The sequence below is a fragment of the Streptomyces sp. NPDC041135 genome (assembly GCF_055592085.1).
Genome location: NZ_JBVIYZ010000007.1, coordinates 343,594 through 361,425, shown reverse-complemented (window position 1 = coordinate 361,425; position 17,832 = coordinate 343,594). Strand labels below are relative to the sequence as shown.

Below are 17,832 nucleotides of genomic sequence, written 5' to 3'. Positions count from 1 at the left end.
GCCCCCGCACGCCGGCCGAGGAGCTGACACACGGTGAACCAGCACGAGCAGTCGACCGACCCGGCGGACGGCACACCGCCGCCCGCACCCGCCGCCGCGGCCCCGTCCGACGCCGAGGCCGAGACCCCGTCCGACGCCGAGGTCGAGGCCCGGGCGCCGGGTGACGTGCCCGGCGTCCCGGCCACGTCGCCCGTCGGCCGGCTCGCCGCGACCGTCGACCGGCTGCGCCGCGAGGTGCGGGCGGCCCAGGCCGAGGCCGAGGGGCGGGCGCTGGTCGAGCTGGCCAAGGGCATCCTCGTCGAGCGCCTCGGCTGCGGCCCGGCGCAGGCCGCCCGCCAGCTCACCGAACTCGCCGAGCAGGCCGGGGCGACCCCGCTGGAGTTCGCGGTCGACGTCATCAACCAGGCCGCCCGGGACCGGATGTCCGAGGTGGCCGAGGCCTTCCTCGCGGCGACCGCCGAGGCCGAGGCCGCGGAAGCCGCCGCGGCGGAGGCGGCGGACGCCGACGCGGAATCCGCCGCCGTACGGCTGCGCGCGGCCGAGAGCGGCGCTCTGGCGGCCGGCGCGGCCGGCGACACCCAGGCCGTGGCCGACTCGCTGCTCCAGCACGCCCTGCGCCCGCTGGGGGCCGTCGCCGTGGCCATCTGGGCGGCCGGCTCCGACGGCTCGTTGACCCTGGCCGGCAGCGCCGGTTTCGAACCGTCCGAGGCGGCCCGCTGGCGTTACGTCCCCCCGGACGTGGCCACCGTCGCGCGGCGCGGCCTGACCGAGCCCGCCGGGCAGTGGCTGCCGTCCCTCGCCGACTCGGGCCTGCCCACCATCGGCCGCCGCCAGCACCCCGAGGGCGCCCGGGTCGCCGTGCCCGCGGGCGCCGGCGGCCGCATCCACGGGGTGCTGGAGATCGCCTGGCCGGCGCCCGAGGGGCCGCAGCCGCCGCAGGTGGTCCGCCAGGTGGAGGCGCTCGCCGAGCTGTGCGCGCACACCCTGGAGTCCTACATCCTGCCGCGCGACCTGCCGCAGGAGCCGCGCATCCTGCCCGACGCGCAGGAGCTGATGGACCTCGCGGACGGCCTGCACGACCCGGCGCTGGTCCTCGTGCCGCACCTGGACGCCGGCGGCCGGCTCGTCGACTTCCGCATCCAGCACGTCAACAGCCGCTTCCTGGACCCGGCGGGCCGCTCCCGCGCGGTCGTCAACGGCGCCCTGCTGCTGGAGGCGTACCCGATGGCCGCCGGGGAGAGCGAGTTGTTCCAGCGGGTCGAGCGGGTGTTCGCCACCGGCGAGCCGTTCCGCGCCCGCCGCATAAGGCTCACCGCGCTCGTGGACCAGGTCCCGCTCTCCGCCGTCGCCGACATCAGCGTCAGCCGGCACGGCTCCAGCGTCCTGCTGATCTGGCGCATCGAGGACGAGACGGCCCGCCTGGCCAGCCTGCTCCAGCACGCCCAGCGCCTCGGCCGGATCGGCGGTTTCGAGGAGAACCTGCTGACCGGCGAGATCACCTGGAACGGCCAGCTGTTCAGCCTCTACGGCCGCCCGCCCACCAGCGTCCCGGTCGCGCTGGAGGAGCTGCCCGCGCACGCCCACCCCGACGACGCCACCACCATCCGCCGCTTCCTGCGCGCCCTGCTGCACCAGCGGCGCCCGTCGTCCGCCGCGTTCCGCCTGCTGCGTCCGGACGGCGTCACCCGGCACATCCGGGTGGTGGCCGAGCCTGTCCTGGACACCGACGGCCAGCTGTTCGGTGTCCGGGGCGCCTACCAGGACATCTCCTCGCAGCACTGGACCGAGGTCGCCCTCGCCGCCACCCGCGACCAGCTGGCCCACACCGAACAGCAGGCCGCCGAGCGCAACCGGCTCGCCCTCCAGCTCCAGCACGCCATCATGCCGCCGACGCAGGCGCCGCTGCGGGTGCCGGAGCTGCAGATCGCGGTGCGCTACCGGCCGGCCGAGACCGAGCAGCTGGTCGGCGGCGACTGGTACGACGCCGTGCACCTGCCCTCCGGACAGGTGCTGCTGTGCGTCGGGGACGTCGCCGGGCACGGCATCGAGGCGGCCACCAGCATGGTCGTCCTGCGCAACGCGCTGCGCGGCCTGGCCGTGACGGGCGCCGGGCCGGGGCAGCTGCTGTCCTGGCTGAACATCGTGGCGCACCACCTGACCGGCGCCGTCACCGCCACCGCGGTCTGCGGCCTGTACGACGGCGAGCAGCGCACCCTGCGCTGGGCCCGGGCGGGCCACCTGCCGCCGGTGCTGGTCCGGGACGCGGAGGCCACCGCGCTGCCCGTCCTCAAGGGGCTGCTGCTGGGGGCCGTACCGGAGGCGGTGTACGAGGAGACCGAGCTGCAGCTGGCCAGGGGAGACACCCTGCTGATGTACACGGACGGGCTCATCGAACGCCGGGACCGCTCGGTGGAGGAGTCCCTGTCCCACCTGCTGTCCACCGCGGGCACCGCGCCCAGCACGCTGGACCACCAGCTGGACCGGCTGCTCACCTACAGCCGCTCGGACACCGACGACGACACCTGCATCGTGGGCATCCGGGTCGGCTAGGGATGTCCTGGCCGGATGTCACGGTGGTCGACGCGTGTGTGCGGCGCGACGGCCGGGGCGGCAGCCCCACGTCCGTCACCGACGACGACCCGGCGGCGACGGACGCGGACCGGCGTGCGGTCGCCGCCGCGGCCGGCACCTCGCACGCGGCGTTCCTCGGCCCGGGGCGGACGCCGGACGGTGGCCGGCCGGTCCGGTTCTTCACCGCCACCGCCGAACTGTCCGGCTGCGGCCACGGCACCGTCGCCGCGCAGGCCGTCCGGTTGGCCCGCACCGCGCTGGGCGAGCTGAACGACCGCCAGCACACCGGCGGGCGCACGTTCGGCACCGTCGCGATCCGCCGCCCGGCCGGCATCGAGGTGTGGTTCGACCAGGGCCTCGTCGCGCTGCGCCACCCGGCACCGGACGAGCGCGCCGCGGTCGTCGCCGCGCTCGGGCTCACCGCGGACGATCCGCATCCGACCGACGCGCCCCGGATCGCCGCGCCCGGCACACCACGCATGCTGGTACCGGTCCACGACCGGCCGGCGCTGTTCCGAGTCCGCCCACACCTCGGCAGGCTGACGGCGGCGTGCCGGCGGTACGGGCTCCTCGGCTGTTTCGTGTACGTACCGCCGGTGGGCGACCGGCCGGGCGTCGCGCGGATGTTCGCGCCGGCGATCGGTGTCGACGAGGACGTCGCCAACGCCAACAGCACCGGCTGCCTGGCCGCCCACCTGCTCGATTCCACAGGGGCGCGGACGGTCGCGATCGAGGTGGAGCAGGGCGACACCCTCGGCCGACCGGCGAGCGTGCTGGCTTCGGCCCGGCGCGGGTCGGCGGGCATCACGACCCGGGTCGGCGGGTTGGCGGTGATCCGCGACGAACCCTGAGGCGGCGACCGGCCCGTCCTCTTCCGCGATCCGCGATTCGCGATCCGCGCATGAGGCCGGGGCTGTCCGGCGCGGTCAGGCGTCAGGCGGCCACCCGGATCAGGCGGACGGCCGGCCCGCGAGGGCGAGGGTCGCCGTCACCCGTTTGCCGCCCGGCATGCTGATGGCCTCCAGGTGGGTGCAGAGCAGGTGCACCAGCCGCAGCCCGTGCCCGCCGACGCGCTGGGGATCGGCGGGCCGCAGCCGGGGCAGCTCGGGGGAGGTGTCGGTGACGGTGACGCGCAGGGCGGTGGTGTCCCTGGCCAGCTCCAGCAGCAGCCCGCACGGGCCGGGGGCGTGCTTGAGGGCGTTGGTGACGAGTTCGCTGACCACCAGCTGGGCGTCCTGGACGGTCCGCCGGTCGAAGGCCCTCCCGGCGCGGGTGAGCAGCGTGCCCACGGCGTCCCGGGCCTCGGCGAGCCGGGGCACCTCGGTGTCCCAGAAGCGGGAGTAGCGCAAGGCCGCGGGGCGGACCCGTGTCGTGTGCTGCCCTAGAGGGATGTCCATGCTCCTGCCCTTTGCTTGGGGGATGCCGGCGCCTTCCTGTGGTCACGGAGGGTCGTCCTGTCCACTTGCCGGTTACCCATCGCGCCGCCGGTCAAAGGGACGCGGCCAGGATTCCTCCGGTTGCCGTCCCCCTGGTGTCCGGCGGCCCGCGGGCACCGGCAGGATACCCGGGCAAGGCGGCGCCGGTCGCGGCCGCCCGGGCCAGGTGACGCGAGCAGGGCAGGAGCCCCGGTGAGGTGAGCAGGGCAGCGGCCCGGTGCCGGGAAACGGCTCGGGGCGGGTCCGGGAATCCTGCGGCCGGGCCCGGACGGTCTCCGGTCGGACGAAGGTTCCCCGGCCCACCCCGGGTGTCGGTCAGGTGCCGTGCGGACGCGCGGACCCACTCAGCGGCGGAAGATGTCCTTCGCCTTCTCCTTGGCCTGCCGGGCGTCGCCCTTGGCGCCTTCCAGACGCCCCTCGGCCTCCATGCTCTCGTTGCCCGCGCTGCGGCCGACGGCCTCCTTGGCCTTGCCCTTGGCCTGCTCGACCTTGCCCTTGGCCTTCTGGTTGCCTGCCATGGGGTGTCACTTCCCAACGTATCGGCGTGGTGGTCCACCCACCGGTTAGCCACTGTGCCGTGCCCTAAACACCGGGCGCCCCGCGGTCGCGGCCGTGCCGACGGCCCCGCACCGGGGGACACTGGCCGGATGGAAGGGAGACCGCCGCGGTGACGGGCTGGACCTGGGAGTACGACGGCTACACGCCGGCCGAGGAGCGGCTGCGCGAGTCGCTGTGCACCCTCGGCAACGGCTACATGGCCACCCGGGGGGCGCTGCCCGAGTGCGACGCGGACACCGCGCACCACCCGGGCACCTACGCGGCCGGCTGCTACAACCGCCTGACCTCGCGGGTCGTGGGGCGCAGCGTCCAGAACGAGGACCTGGTCAACCTGCCGAACTGGCTGCCGCTGCGCTTCCGCACCGACGGCGGGGACTGGCTGACCCCGGACACCGCGGACGTCCTCGACCACCGGCAGACACTGCACCTGGAGACGGGCGTGCTGGAGCGCCGCACCCGCTTCCGTCTCGGCGGGGATCGCGCGCTGCTCGTCCGCCAGCAGCGTGTCGTCCACATGGCCGACCCCCACCTGGCCGCACTGCGCACCGAGTTCACCGCCGAGGGCTTCGCCGCCGTCCTGGAGGTCGAGGCCGCGCTGGACGCCGGGGTCACCAACTCCGGGGTGGCCCGCTACCGCGACCTCGACGGCCGCCACCTCACCCAGGTGGGCACCGGCAGCGCCGCGGAGGACACGGTGTGGTTGCGCTGCCGTACCCGGACTTCCGGCACCGTGATCGGCATGGCGGCCCGGCTCACCACCGACACGCCGGTGTCGGACCCGCGCGAGCCGTGGCGCGCCGTCCAGCACCTGCGGCCGGTGCTGACGCCGGGCCGTACCGTCACCGTCGACAAGACCGTCGCCCTGCACACCTCCCGCGACCCCGCGATCAGCGATCCGCTGTGCGCGGCGGTCGACCGGGTGGCCGCCGCGCCCGGCTTCGAGGAACTGCTGCGGTCGCACACCACGGCCTGGGCGCAGCTGTGGCGCCGGGCCGAGCTGGACGTGCCGGGTGAGGCGGGCCGGGTGCTGCGTCTGCACCTCTTCCACGTGCTGCAGACGCTCTCCCCGCACACCGCCGACCTCGACGTCGGCGTACCCGCCCGGGGCCTGCACGGGGAGGCCTACCGCGGCCATGTCTTCTGGGACGAGCTGTTCGTCCTGCCCTACCTCAACCTGCACTTCCCCGAGGTGTCCCGGGCCCTGCTGCACTACCGCCACCGCCGTCTGGAACGGGCCTGCGCCTCGGCCCGCGCCATCGGCCGGCGCGGCGCCCTGTACCCGTGGCAGAGCGGCAGCGACGGCCGCGAGGAGACGCAGGAGCTGCACCTCAACCCCCTGTCGGGCCGCTGGCTGCCGGACCACTCCCGGCTCCAGCGGCACGTCGGATCGGCGGTGGCCTACAACGTCTGGCGCTACTGCGAGGCCAGCGACGACGCCGAGTTCCTGCACACCAAGGGCGCCGAGATGCTGTTGCAGATCGCCCGTTTCTGGGCGGACTCCGCCGAGTACGACACCCGGCTGGGCCGGCACCGCATCCGGGGCGTGGTCGGTCCGGACGAGTACCACGACGCCTACCCCGGCGCCGCCGCACCCGGCCTGGACGACAACGCGTACACCAACGTCACCGCGGCCTGGGTGCTCGCCCGCACCCTGCACGTGCTGCGCGCGCTGCCCGAGCCGCGCCGGCGGGAACTGGTCGAGCGCACCCGGCTGGACGACACCGAGCTGGAGCGCTGGGAGGAGGTCTCCCGCACCCTGCACGTGCCCTTCCACGACGGTGTCATCAGCCAGTTCGAGGGCTACGGCGACCTCGCCGAGCTGGACTGGGACCACTACCGCGAGCGGTACGGGGACATCCGGCGGCTGGACCGGATCCTGGAGGCGGAGGGCGACACGGTCAACCGCTACCGGGCCTCGAAACAGGCCGACGTGCTCATGCTCGGCTACCTCTTCTCACCGGCCGAACTGCGCTCGCTGTTCGGCAGGCTGGGCGTGCGCCTCGACGAGGAGACCTGGCTGGCGACCGTCGACCACTACCTGCGGCGCACGTCCCACGGCTCGACGCTGAGCGGACTGGTGCACGGCTGGGTGCTGGCCCGGGCCCGCCGGGCGGATGCCTGGTTCTTCGTGCAGGAGGCGCTGCGCGGGGACATCGCCGACATCCAGGGCGGGACCACCGGCGAGGGCATCCACCTGGGCGCCATGGCCGGCACGCTCGACCTCGTCCAGCGCGGACTGACCGGCCTGGAGACCCGTCAGGGCACGCTCCGGCTCGACCCGGTGCCGCTGCCGGAACTGTCGTCCTACTGCTTCACGCTGCACTACCAGGGCCACTGGGGCGTACGGCTTGAGCTGGAGCACGGGCAGCTCGAGGTGACGGTGCCGCCGTCCGACCTCGGGCCGGTCGAACTCCAGCTGCCCGACCGCACGGTGGCCCTGTCACCGGGGGAGACGTCCCGGCTGCGGCTGCCGGACTGACGCCCTCCCGGGCGCCCCGGGCCGTCGCGGCACACGGATGGGAGCGCGCCCGTGTGGCCGGGCGCGTCGGGGGCATGCGGAGGGCACGTACGCGACGGTTCAAGTGAGCGAAAGGGAAAAGCCACATGCTGGCGATCATCTCCGCGGTTCTGTTCTTCATCGCCTTTCTGATCAACGCGGCCGACATCTCGACGAACGACACCTTCACCTCGACGAACTTCATGCTCATAGGGCTGGCGCTGCTCGCCCTGCACGTGGCGGGGATAGGCAGCGGCTGGGCGGTGCGCGGCCGCAGACGCTGAGCGCTCAGCGGGAGGCGGGGCTGCCGTCGTCACCCCCCGGCTGGCAGGCGGGACACAGGTCGTGTTCGCCGTCGCGGGTGACGACGGTTCCCCAGCCCAGGCACTGCCCGCAGTCACGGGCGAGTGCCAGGTCGGCGTGGGGAGGCGGAAAGGGGCTCGGGTGGGCTCCATGCGCCATGCGGTGAGCGGCTCCTCGAAGTCGCGGTCCGGATGACGTCCATTATGTCTGATTTTTCATTTACGACAGTGACCTGGGTCACATTCGGTCGCATCGGCTGGCATCAGGCCCCGTCCGCCGGCCGGCCCGGACCTGACAGGACCCTCGTCAGCCGAGCGTTCCCAGGCGGGCGTCCCGCCAGAGGTCGACGCCGCCGTCCGTGGCGTACCGGTCGATCTCCGCCAGCTCCTCGGCGCTGAAGTCGAGGTTGTCCAGCGCGGCCACGTTCTGCTCCAGCTGCTCGGTGCGCGAGGCGCCGATCACCAGCGAGGTGACCCGCTCGTCGCGCAGCGCCCAGGCCAGGGCCAGCTGCGCCAGGGTCTGCCCGCGCCGGGCCGCGACGCCGTCGAGCGCGCGCAGCCGTTCCCGCATGTCGTCCGTCAGCCAGCCCGGGTCGAAGGACGTGCCCCGCGCGGCCCGGGAGTCGCCGGGCACACCGTCGAGGTAGCGCCCGGTGAGCAGCCCCTGCGCCAGCGCCGTGAACCCGATGACGCCGAAGCCCTCGTCCCGGGCGGCGTCCAGCAGGCCGTCGGTCTCGATCCAGCGGTTGAGCATGCTGTACGACGGCTGGTGGATCAGCAGCGGGGTGCCCAGCTCGCGCAGGATGGCGGCGGCCTCCCGGCTGCGTTCGGCGTCGTAGGAGGAGATGCCCACGTACAGGGCCTTGCCCTGGCGGACCGCGGTGTCGAGCGCGCCCATCGTCTCCTCCAGCGGCGTGCTCGCGTCGAGCCGGTGGGAGTAGAAGATGTCCACGTAGTCCAGGCCCGTCCGCCGCAGCGACTGGTCCAGCGAGGCGAGCAGGTACTTGCGGGAGCCGCCGCCCTGCCCGTAGGGGCCGGGCCACATGTCCCAGCCGGCCTTGGTGGAGATCACCAGCTCGTCGCGGTAGGGGGCGAGGTCCTGCTTCAGCAGGCGCCCGAAGTTGATCTCGGCGGACCCGTACGGCGGGCCGTAGTTGTTGGCCAGGTCGTGGTGGGTGATCCCGAGGTCGAAGGCGCGCAGGGCGATGTCGCGCTGGGTCTCGAAGGAGCGGTCGTCACCGAAGTTGTGCCAGTAGCCGAGGGAGAGGACGGGCAGGTCCAGTCCCGACCGGCCGGTGCGCCGGTAGCGCATGCGGCCGTCGTAGCGCTGGGGGTCCGCGGCGTGGGTCATCGAATTCTCTCCGGGTCGTGCTGTCCAGGGTGCCCGCCAAAACGGCGGGGCCCGTCCACCCTGCGCCTGCCTGATCGGTAAGTCCAACCGTCAGGGCGGATGGGATTGAGCGGCCGCGATGCTGAATCGCCGCTCGCCGTCCGCCCCAAGTCGCTCGCCGTTCGCCGCGCCCTCAGACCGAGGCGAGCGGCTCCGTCGGTGCGGCGGTGCGGGCCGCGGTGTCCTGGAGGGCCGTGATGCGCTGGATGACGCGGAGCACGAGGACCGCCGCCGCGATGTTCAGCGCCTGCGACACCACGAGCAGGGGCAGGGAACCGGCCGCCCCCGCGAGGCTGCCCACCGTGCCGACCAGGACGTGACCGGCCCAGGCGGCCCACCAGGCGTTCACCAGACCGCTGCCGGGGGCCTCCCGCGCGGTGCCGCGTGCGCTCGCCGCCTGGACGTCGAGCAGGAGCCGGCGCGGCGCCCACAGGTTCACGACGGGGATCAGCCAGGCGAGGACGGCCCAGGCGCCGGACCAGGTGACGGCGCCGGGGGAGAGGGCCTGCGCGGTGCGCCGGGAGCGGGTGAACCAGACCAGGAAGACCACGGCCGTGAGCACCATCAGGTTCACGGACACCTCCGAGGCGAGTCCGTAGGCGTGCCAGGACGAGTCATCGGGGTGGGCGTGGTGGTTGTGCTCGGCCACGCCCCGGACGACCTCGGCGACGGCCGCCGCGGCTATCGCGCCCTGGGCGCAGCGGGCGGATATCCGGGGCGTGCTGGTGTCGGACTTCGTCACGGGAGGCCTGTTTCTGGAGGGCCGGGCACGCGCCGGGCGGCCGGAGGGCGGGGACGGGACTGGACGGGACGGGACGGCAGGCGGATACGCGGATACCCGGCGAACGCAGAGCGAGTGGATCATAGGACAGCCGGTGCGCCCGGCGGTCCTCAGTCCTCGCGGCGCCCCCTGCGCAGCAGCGCCGCGAGCGCGCACGCCGCCAGCAGGGCGACCGCGCAGCTGAACCCGATCCCGGCCGTGCGCAGCCCCAGTGTCTCGGCGGCCAGGCCCACCCCCACCACGGGCAGGGAGATCGCCACGTAAAGGACCAGGAAGAACGTCGAGGCGATCTCCGCCCGCTGATCGCCGGGCGCTTCCGCGTTGACCGCCGTCAGGCCCGCCCGGAACGCGGTGCCCTGCCCGAGACCGGCCACCACTCCGGCGGTGATCAGCAGGGCGAGGGAACCGGCCGCCAGGCCCCAGGCGAGCACGCCCATCCCCATGATGAGCAGGACGCAGCCGACGGGCAGCGCGACCGCCCCCAAGGGCCGTACCAGGACGATCTGGCCCAGGGTGGAGGCGGCGAACACGGTGCAGACGACCGCCCCCGACAGCGCCGGACCGTGCAGCCCGAGCAGCTCGCCGAGGAACGACGGGGCGACCGCGGTGAACAGACCGAGCACCGCGAACCCCGCGAACCCGGCGATGGACGCCCGTACGAAGGTGCCGCGCACCGCGCGGGGCACCCGCGGCCAGGCCGGACGCGGCTTGCGCCCGCCCCGGCCGGTCACCGTCTCGGGGATCAGCCACACCCCGGCCGCGACGAGGACCAGCAGCGTCAGGTGCACGGCGAAGGGCAGCCGCAGCGGGTCGGGCGCCAGCTGGACGAGCGCCCCCGCGAGCAGCGGGCCCGCGCCCAGGCCGCCCATGTTGGCCACCGTGCCCACCAGCGTCGCCCGTCCGGCCGCACGCCGGTCGGCCAGATCGACCAGGGTCGCGGTCGCCGTACCGGTGAAGACGCCCGCGGACAGCCCCGACAGCACCCGTCCCACGAGCAGCAGGGCCAGATCACGGGCGAACAGGAAGACGACCGCGCTGAGCATGGCGCAGACCAGCCCCGGCAGCAGGGTCGAGCGCCGTCCGATGACGTCGGAGACCCGGCCGAACAGCAGCAGCGCGGCGAGCACCCCGACCGCGTAGGCGGCGAAGACCACCGTGCCCACCAGTGTGGAGAAACCCATCTGCTGCTCGTAGCGCACGTACAGCGGGGTCGGCAGCGTGGTGCCGAGCATGGTCACGAAGAACGATGCCGCCACCAGCCAGAACGCCACCGCGCGCGGCGCCCGCAAGGGCGGCCTCACCGGGCCCGCCGGCGTGCCCCGCCGGGCCCTTCGCGCACGGGTGGGCGCGCCGCGGTCACTCATACGTACCTCTCTCCGCCGCGCGGCCGGCCGCGGCCACCCGGCTCATCGGTCCCTCACACCCCTTGTGTACCCACCGGGCGCCGTCCGCGGCACCGCCCCGCGCGTGCCGTGGCCGCGTGTGCGGGCGGCGCACTCGCGTTCGTCGGCGATGACGGGGAAAGATAAGGCGTCGAGTGATCGATCAACCGATGCGGAGGAACGGACTCATGCCGCACGAGCGAGCAGGCAGGCCGGCCGGTCCCGAGGACCTTGTCGACGTTGCCCGGCTGGTCACGGCGTACTACGCGCTGCACCCGGACCCCGGCGAGCCGGCGCAGCGGGTGGCGTTCGGAACCTCGGGCCACCGGGGTTCGTCACTGGCGAGCGCGTTCAACGAGGACCACATCGCCGCCACCAGCCAGGCCATCTGCGAATACCGGGCCGGTCAGGGCACCGACGGCCCGCTCTTCCTGGGCGCCGACACGCACGCGCTGTCGGAGCCCGCGAAGGTGACCGCGCTGGAGGTGTTCGCCGCCAACTCCGTGACGGTGCGCATCGACAGCGCGGACGGCTACACCCCGACCCCGGCCGTCTCCCACGCCATCCTCACCCACAACCGGGGCCGCAGCACCGGCCTCGCGGACGGTGTGGTGGTCACCCCGTCGCACAACCCGCCGGCCGACGGCGGCTTCAAGTACAACCCGCCGAGCGGCGGCCCCGCGGCCTCCGACGCGACCTCCTGGATCCAGGACCGGGCCAACCAGATCATCGCCGGGGGCCTGAAGGACGTCCGGCGGGTGCCGTACGCCCGTGCCCTGGCCGCCGACACCACCGAGCGGTACGACTTCCTGGGCACCTACGTCGACGACCTGCCGAGCGTGCTCGATCTGGACGCGGTCCGCGCGGCCGGTGTGCGCATCGGCGCCGACCCGCTGGGCGGGGCGTCCGTCGCCTACTGGGGCCGGATCGCCGAGACGCACCGGCTCGACCTGACCGTCGTCAACCCGCACACCGATCCCGCCTGGCGGTTCATGACGCTCGACTGGGACGGCCAGATCCGCATGGACTGCTCGTCGCCGTACGCGATGGCCTCGCTCATCGAGCAGCGCGACCGCTTCGCCATCGCCACCGGCAACGACGCCGACGCCGACCGGCACGGCATCGTCACCCCGGACGCGGGCCTGATGAACCCCAACCACTACCTCGCCGTGGCCATCTCCTACCTCTTCGGCCACCGCGAGCAGTGGCCCGCCGGGGCGGGCGTCGGCAAGACGCTGGTGTCCTCCACGATGATCGACCGCGTCGCCGCCGACCTGGGCCGCCGGCTGGTCGAGGTGCCGGTCGGCTTCAAGTGGTTCGTGGACGGGCTGGTCAGCGGCGACCTCGGCTTCGGCGGCGAGGAGTCGGCGGGCGCGTCGTTCCTGCGCCGGGACGGCTCGGTGTGGACGACCGACAAGGACGGCATCATCCTGGCCCTGCTCGCCTCCGAGATCACGGCCGTCACCGGCCGCACACCGTCCCAGCACTACGCCGACCTGACCGCGCGTTTCGGCGCCCCCGCCTACGCCCGGATCGACGCGCCGGCCTCGCGCGCCGAGAAGGCCCTGCTGGCGAAGCTCTCTCCGGCGCAGGTCACCGCGGACACCCTGGCGGGCGACCCGGTGACCGCCGTCCTCACCGAGGCTCCCGGCAACGGGGCGGCCATCGGCGGGATCAAGGTGACCACGGACAGCGCCTGGTTCGCGGCCCGGCCCTCGGGAACCGAGGACGTCTACAAGGTGTACGCCGAGTCGTTCCAGGGGCCCGACCACCTCGCCCGGGTCCAGGAGGAGGCCAAGGCGGTGGTCGCGGCCGCGCTCAGCGGCTGAGCCCACCACCTGGCCCCCGCCCGGGCACCTTGGTCACCGCCGGGGCAGCGGTGGGACGCGGTGGGACGCGGCCGGGCCCGGTACCGGGCTCAGCCGCGTCCCCGCCCTCCGTCCAGGCGCTCCAGCACGGCACCGGCCATGGCCTGCTCGCCCTTGGCGTTGGGGTGGGCGGGGGCGGCGGGGGAGGCCGGCTGAAGCGGCTCGATCCAGCGGTCCGCGGGAGCCTTGCACATGTCGTGTCCGCGGGTGGGCCCGTAGGTGTCGACGTACTCCGCGTGGTTCCACGCGGCCACCGCGCGCAGCATCAGGTTCAGCCGCTTGCCGGTGTCCCGCAGATAGGGGAAGTCCTGGGCGCCGAAGGGCACCGCGGGGAAGCAGCCGCTGCCGTCGTCGGGCAGCAGGTCGGGATAGCCGACGACGAGGACACGCGCGTGCGGCGACCGGGCGTGCACGGCCCGCAGCACCCGGTCGACCTTCGGGGCGGCCTGGGCGACGGCGAGCGTCAGCCGGTCGTAGCCGGAGGAGGAGTAGTAGCGCTGGCACGGGTTGCCGGCCGGGTCCTGGACGCCGAGGCGGGCACAGGTGCCGATGATGGTGCCGAAGCCGATGTCGTTGCCGCCGATCTGGAGGGTCACCAGGTCGGTGTCCCGGCGCAGCGCGTCCAGCTGGGGGCCGTTGGTGCCCTGCGCCTTCCACATCTCCTCGGTGGTGGCGCCGCCGCAGCTGACGTCCTTGAACGCCGTGACCCCGGTCGCCGCCGCGACGAGCGAGGGGTAATTGTGGTCGGAGCGGGCACAGTTCGCGTCCACCTGCCCCGGAATGCCGGGGCCCGAGGTGTAGGAGTCCCCGAGGGCCACGTAGGCCGCCTCGTGGCCGTGCCGGTGGGTCTGCGCCGCGGCGGGCACCGTGGACGCCGCGACCAGGGCGCAACCGCCCAGCGCCGCCGCGAGCGCGACCGCCCGTGCGTGGCCCGCGGTCGTTCTGGCCGGTCGTGCGCTGCCGTTCGCCATGAATCCCACCCCTGATCGCTCTCCGGCGCACGAAACCGCCGCACCGAGGCGGCGGTTCGCGCGTTCACGTGGCTTGTATACCGTCCAGTAGGTCGCCGGGGCCATAAGCGGGACGCGACCAACTGCGCGGCCGGGGAGGGGGAACCCGGATCAGGCGGCGGTCGCCGCGGGCGCGGCCTCCTGCACCTGGAGGAGGGAGTCGTCCTCGGGCCGGGCACCGGAGAGGCGGTGGCGCGCGGCGATGAGCGCCATGTCGACGTCCCGGGTACCGGTGGCCACGCACAGGGTGTAGGAGACGTCGGCCAGCCGCTGCTGGACCTCGGGGGTGCTGTCGTCGGCCCCGAGCAGCGTCAGCGCCTCGTACTGGGCGATCAGGTCGGTCAGTACGGCGGGGTGCGCCATCAGCATGGAATGCCCTCCCTGGTGCGATGCCTCGGTGCGACAAAGCGATCAACAAGTCGCTGCGCGAATACCCCGGCCGGCGCCGCACATGCACCCCGCCTTCACAACCGTCCCCGGCAGTCCCGGAAGTCCCGGCCGCACCGGGCCGCCGGGCGTCCGCGAGCCGCCGACGGGCCTTCCCGCCCGGCGGTTTCCGGCCGCCGGCCGCCAACTGCCGTACGCCCGGAGGCCGGAAAGCGGCGTCTGGCCGGGATGCGGCCCCCGCGCACCCGCGGTGTCCGGTGTCCCGGTCGCCCGGGGCGTCACGTCCCCGCCAATGCCGCAGGTATGCGCCACGGTCGCGCGGGCCGCCCGAAGCCCGGCGCCGCGACCGCCCTGCGGCGCACGTGCACGGCCCGCACACCGTCGTCACAGGTCCGACGCACCGCCTTCACGGCGGGCGCACTTCCGGCCGATCCCGGACGCGGGCCCGCCCGGCGGGGCAGACGCGGTGCGCGCCCCGTGCCTAGCCTCCCGGGCCATGCGATCACCTCTGCCGAGACACCTCGGTCTCACCGCCGTCCTCGCCCTCCTCCTCGCCGTGTTCGGGTTCGCCCCCGGCGCCGACGCGGCCGATCCCGCGCCCGCCACGCTGGCCTTCGCCACCGACACCCCGACCACCACCCCCGGGGGGACGGTCAACCTGTCGATGACCATCACCAACAACCGGACCTACGACATCTGGTTCGTCCACCAGACGATCGACCCCACCTGGCTGACCACCCAGCGCCCGGACCTGAAGTACGGCTTCACCGGCTGCAGCCTGGCCACGGCCGGCGGGAGCACGCCCTGTTCCGGCACCGGTCCCGCCGACCTCGGGCCCGACTACGGCACCACCGTCCCGCCCGGGCAGAGCCGCACCGTCACGCTGACGCTCCAGATCGCGGCCGACTCCGGGTGCAACGGCGACATCGGCTTCTACTCGTACGTCTACGCCGAGTTCAGCGACAGCGCGAACACCAGTGCCGGTCCCGTATACACGCCCGAGACACGGGTGCTGTGCGCGTGACAGCACACCGGGGTCCCGAAATGCGGCGTGAGACACGGTTCCGTCGCACGTTGTCCTGAATCGGACTCCGGCCACTGCCCCCGTGTCGTGAGGCCCGCGGCCCGCCGCCCGGCGGACCCCGGTGGCCCGCCGGTCCGGCGTCCGCGTCCCCGACCAGCGCGGTGGGTTCCGGCCGGGCGGCGGGCGGCATGGCTCGGGCGACGCTGGAGAACCCCTCCGGGTTGCCTGGATGTCCTGATGGACACCTGCGCTTTTCCGTCACGTTTCGCGACATGACCACGAAAGCTACACAGAGACATCACCATGTGACGCAACGGATGCGCGACGACTGGCCTCGGAGGGGGAGCCGGCGCCGCGCAGGGGGTGCGTCCGCTCCATGGGAGCCGTGCTCACCCCTGCCCGGGGAGGGGACTTCACCGCATGAAGCGGACCATACGCACCGCTGTGCTGACGGCGGCCGCGCTCGTCGCCGCGCTCGGCCTGCCGACCCAGGCGGCCCAGGCGGCCGAGGCCGACAGCACCGCACCGCGCATCGACCTACGGGTCCTGCTGGTGAGTGACGGGGGACCGGCCACCGACGCCATCGCGGCCGAACTGGACGCGGCCGGAACGCCGTACACCCGGATCGACCTCGGCAGCGCCGGCCGGCCGACGATCGACGCCGCGTTCCTCGCCGACACCGCCGACGGGCGGCCGCGGGCCAGGTACCAGGCCGTGGTCCTGCCCGACGACAACCCGTTCCCGGCCGGTTCCACCGAGATGACGGCACTGGCCGCCTACGAGCAGACGTACGCGGTCCCCCAGGTCGACGCCTACACCTACGCCCGTCCCGAGGCGGGGCTGCGGTACCCGGTCGACGGCGGTTACTCGGGCAGCGTCGACGGCGTGCGGGCGCAGGTGACCGACGCCGGGCGGGCCGGCCCCTTCGGCTACCTCGACGGTGCGGTGCCCTTCGAGGACAACTCACCGACCGTCGGCGAGAGTTACGCCTACCTGTCCACCCCCGCCCCCGGCGCGGACTTCACCCCGTACGTCGACGCGCCCGTCCCCGGCGGCTCCGGGCGGGGCTCGCTGGTGGGGGAGTACCGGCACGACGGACGCCGCGAACTCGTCGTCACCTTCGTCTACAACCGCTACCAGCAGCAGTTCCGGCTGCTCGCCCGGGGCATCGTGGAGTGGATGACCGGCGGCGTGCACCTCGGCGCCTCCCGCAACTACTTCGCCGTGCACGTCGACGACGTGTTCGCCGCCGACGACCGCTGGGACACGCGGCTCAACTGCACACCCGGCGACGTCGACTGCGCCGGTGCGTCGGCCGCGACGAACCCGATCCGCATGACACCCGCGGACGTCGACCAGGCCATCACCTGGCAGAACGGCCACCACATCACCTTCGACCTGGCCTACAACGGCTCCGGCAGCGTCGACCAGCGTGAGGACAACGGCGGCACCGACGCGCTCGCCGACAAGCTCGTCGCCGACCGCGACCGCTTCCGCTGGCTCAACCACACCTACACGCACGCCTTCCTCGGCTGCGTGCAGGACACCACCGTGGTGCCCTGGCGGTGCGCGACCGGCGCCGGCGGCAGCACCCAGTGGGTGAGCCGGGCCGCCATCACCGACGAGATCGCCGCCAACCGCGCCTGGGGCCACGCCGCCGGACTGCCGCTGGACGACGGCGAACTGGTCACCGGCGAGCACTCCGGGCTGCGGGTGCTGCCGCAGCAGCCCGGCGACAACCCCAACCTGGCCCTCGCCCTCGCCGGCACCGAGTGGCTCGGCTCGGACAACTCCCGCGAGCCCGGCCAGCGCACCGTCGGCCCGGCCACCACCGTCCCCCGCTACCCGATGAACGTCTTCTACAACGCGGGCCGGGCGGCCGAGGAGGTCGACGAGTACAACTGGCTCTACACCGGCCGCGCCCAGGGCGGCAGCGGCGTGTGCGAGGACAACCCGGCCACCACCACCTGCCTGCCGGCCCCGCTGGACACCGCGACCGGCTACCAGGACACCATCGTGCCGCTGGAGACCCGCATCGCCCTCGGCCACGTCCTGTCCGGCGACCCCAGGCCGCACTTCGTCCACCAGTCCAACCTCACCGAGGACCGCATCGCCTACCCGGTCCTCGACGGCGTCCTCGACGGCTACGACGCCCTGTTCGCGGACGACACCCCGGTGGTCAACCTGCGGATGAAGGCGATCGGCACCGAACTGCGGCGCCGGGCCGCCTGGCACGGCGCCGTGCACGCCGGGCAGGTCACCGCCTACCGCGTGGGCGACACCGTGACCGTCCAGGCGCCCGCGGGCGTCGCGATCACCGCGACCCTGCCCACCGGGACCCACCTGGCGGGGCAGGCCTTCGGCACCGCCTACGCGGGCCGGGTGTCCGGCTGGACCGACTCCGCCGGCGCACCCCTCACCCTCACCCTGCCGTCGTCCGCCGCGGCCCCGTCGGTGACCGCCGGAGCCGCCCCGGCCCCGGTCGCCGGCCCCGCCCCCGGCACGAAGGTCCCCGCGGGCGTCACCGAACAGGTGCCGTACACCCCGGACAGCTGAGCGGCACACCCCGCCCGCAGGCCCCGGCCACCCCGCCGGCGGCCGGGACCGGCACGACCACCCCACACTT

At 74.1% G+C, this 17,832-nt stretch carries 15 protein-coding genes; 7 read left to right on the top strand and 8 right to left on the bottom strand.

Annotated elements, in window-relative coordinates; all coding sequences use genetic code 11:
• Nucleotides 1–33 precede the first annotated feature (33 nt).
• On the top strand, nucleotides 34–2,550 hold the full coding sequence (locus tag ACZ6CZ_RS19555; protein WP_469022469.1) for a GAF domain-containing SpoIIE family protein phosphatase: 2,517 nt from the start codon (nucleotides 34–36) through the stop codon (nucleotides 2,548–2,550).
• Nucleotides 2,551–2,552: 2 nt separating this feature from the next.
• Nucleotides 2,553–3,422, top strand: a complete 870-nt coding sequence (locus ACZ6CZ_RS19550) for a PhzF family phenazine biosynthesis protein (protein ID WP_469022466.1) — start codon at nucleotides 2,553–2,555, stop codon at nucleotides 3,420–3,422.
• Nucleotides 3,423–3,521: 99 nt separating this feature from the next.
• On the opposite strand, the gene ACZ6CZ_RS19545 is transcribed toward ACZ6CZ_RS19550, so the two are convergent.
• Complete coding sequence (locus ACZ6CZ_RS19545; protein ID WP_469022463.1) at nucleotides 3,522–3,968, bottom strand: ATP-binding protein; 447 nt, start codon at nucleotides 3,966–3,968, stop codon at nucleotides 3,522–3,524.
• Between the two features lie 383 nt (nucleotides 3,969–4,351).
• Nucleotides 4,352–4,525, bottom strand: coding sequence for a CsbD family protein (locus ACZ6CZ_RS19540; protein WP_469022460.1), 174 nt, complete (start codon nucleotides 4,523–4,525; stop codon nucleotides 4,352–4,354).
• Nucleotides 4,526–4,674: 149 nt separating this feature from the next.
• Here ACZ6CZ_RS19540 and ACZ6CZ_RS19535 point away from each other — a divergent pair, with 149 nt between their 5' ends.
• Nucleotides 4,675–7,044 carry a glycoside hydrolase family 65 protein gene (locus tag ACZ6CZ_RS19535; protein ID WP_469022458.1) on the top strand — a complete coding sequence of 790 codons (2,370 nt, stop codon included), beginning with the start codon at nucleotides 4,675–4,677 and terminating at the stop codon, nucleotides 7,042–7,044.
• 125 nt (nucleotides 7,045–7,169) lie between these two features.
• Nucleotides 7,170–7,346, top strand: coding sequence for a hypothetical protein (locus ACZ6CZ_RS19530; RefSeq protein WP_351365370.1), 177 nt, complete (start codon nucleotides 7,170–7,172; stop codon nucleotides 7,344–7,346).
• Between the two features lie 4 nt (nucleotides 7,347–7,350).
• Here the strand turns inward: ACZ6CZ_RS19530 and ACZ6CZ_RS19525 are convergent, their stop codons facing one another.
• From ACZ6CZ_RS19525 to ACZ6CZ_RS19510, 4 genes are all read right to left on the bottom strand, one after another.
• The gene (locus ACZ6CZ_RS19525) at nucleotides 7,351–7,524 is read right to left on the bottom strand and encodes a hypothetical protein (RefSeq protein ID WP_469022455.1); all 174 of its coding nucleotides are present in this window, start codon (nucleotides 7,522–7,524) and stop codon (nucleotides 7,351–7,353) included.
• A 147-nt stretch (nucleotides 7,525–7,671) separates the two neighbouring features.
• On the bottom strand, nucleotides 7,672–8,715 hold the full coding sequence (gene mgrA / locus ACZ6CZ_RS19520) for an L-glyceraldehyde 3-phosphate reductase (RefSeq protein ID WP_469022452.1): 1,044 nt from the start codon (nucleotides 8,713–8,715) through the stop codon (nucleotides 7,672–7,674).
• Nucleotides 8,716–8,887: 172 nt separating this feature from the next.
• Nucleotides 8,888–9,496, bottom strand: a complete 609-nt coding sequence (locus ACZ6CZ_RS19515; protein ID WP_469022450.1) for a DUF4328 domain-containing protein — start codon at nucleotides 9,494–9,496, stop codon at nucleotides 8,888–8,890.
• 149 nt (nucleotides 9,497–9,645) lie between these two features.
• A complete protein-coding gene (locus ACZ6CZ_RS19510; RefSeq protein ID WP_469022447.1) occupies nucleotides 9,646–10,824 on the bottom strand; it encodes an MFS transporter in 1,179 nt (392 codons plus the stop codon).
• A gap of 281 nt (nucleotides 10,825–11,105) precedes the next feature.
• On the opposite strand from ACZ6CZ_RS19510, the gene pgm reads away from it, so the two are divergent.
• Nucleotides 11,106–12,746, top strand: a complete 1,641-nt coding sequence (pgm, locus tag ACZ6CZ_RS19505) for a phosphoglucomutase (alpha-D-glucose-1,6-bisphosphate-dependent) (protein ID WP_469022445.1) — start codon at nucleotides 11,106–11,108, stop codon at nucleotides 12,744–12,746.
• 89 nt (nucleotides 12,747–12,835) lie between these two features.
• Here pgm and ACZ6CZ_RS19500 read toward each other — a convergent pair whose 3' ends face one another.
• Together ACZ6CZ_RS19500 and ACZ6CZ_RS19495 are read right to left on the bottom strand one after the other, a co-directional pair.
• On the bottom strand, nucleotides 12,836–13,756 hold the full coding sequence (locus ACZ6CZ_RS19500; protein ID WP_469022443.1) for an SGNH/GDSL hydrolase family protein: 921 nt from the start codon (nucleotides 13,754–13,756) through the stop codon (nucleotides 12,836–12,838).
• Between the two features lie 150 nt (nucleotides 13,757–13,906).
• Nucleotides 13,907–14,164 (bottom strand): DUF5133 domain-containing protein, encoded by a 258-nt coding sequence (locus ACZ6CZ_RS19495; protein WP_469022440.1) that lies wholly within the window; start codon nucleotides 14,162–14,164, stop codon nucleotides 13,907–13,909.
• 514 nt (nucleotides 14,165–14,678) lie between these two features.
• Between ACZ6CZ_RS19495 and ACZ6CZ_RS19490 the strand changes: the two genes are divergently transcribed.
• Nucleotides 14,679–15,206 (top strand): hypothetical protein, encoded by a 528-nt coding sequence (locus ACZ6CZ_RS19490; protein ID WP_469022437.1) that lies wholly within the window; start codon nucleotides 14,679–14,681, stop codon nucleotides 15,204–15,206.
• A 420-nt stretch (nucleotides 15,207–15,626) separates the two neighbouring features.
• Nucleotides 15,627–17,762, top strand: a complete 2,136-nt coding sequence (locus ACZ6CZ_RS19485; protein ID WP_469022434.1) for a hypothetical protein — start codon at nucleotides 15,627–15,629, stop codon at nucleotides 17,760–17,762.
• The last annotated feature ends 70 nt before the right edge of the window (nucleotides 17,763–17,832 follow it).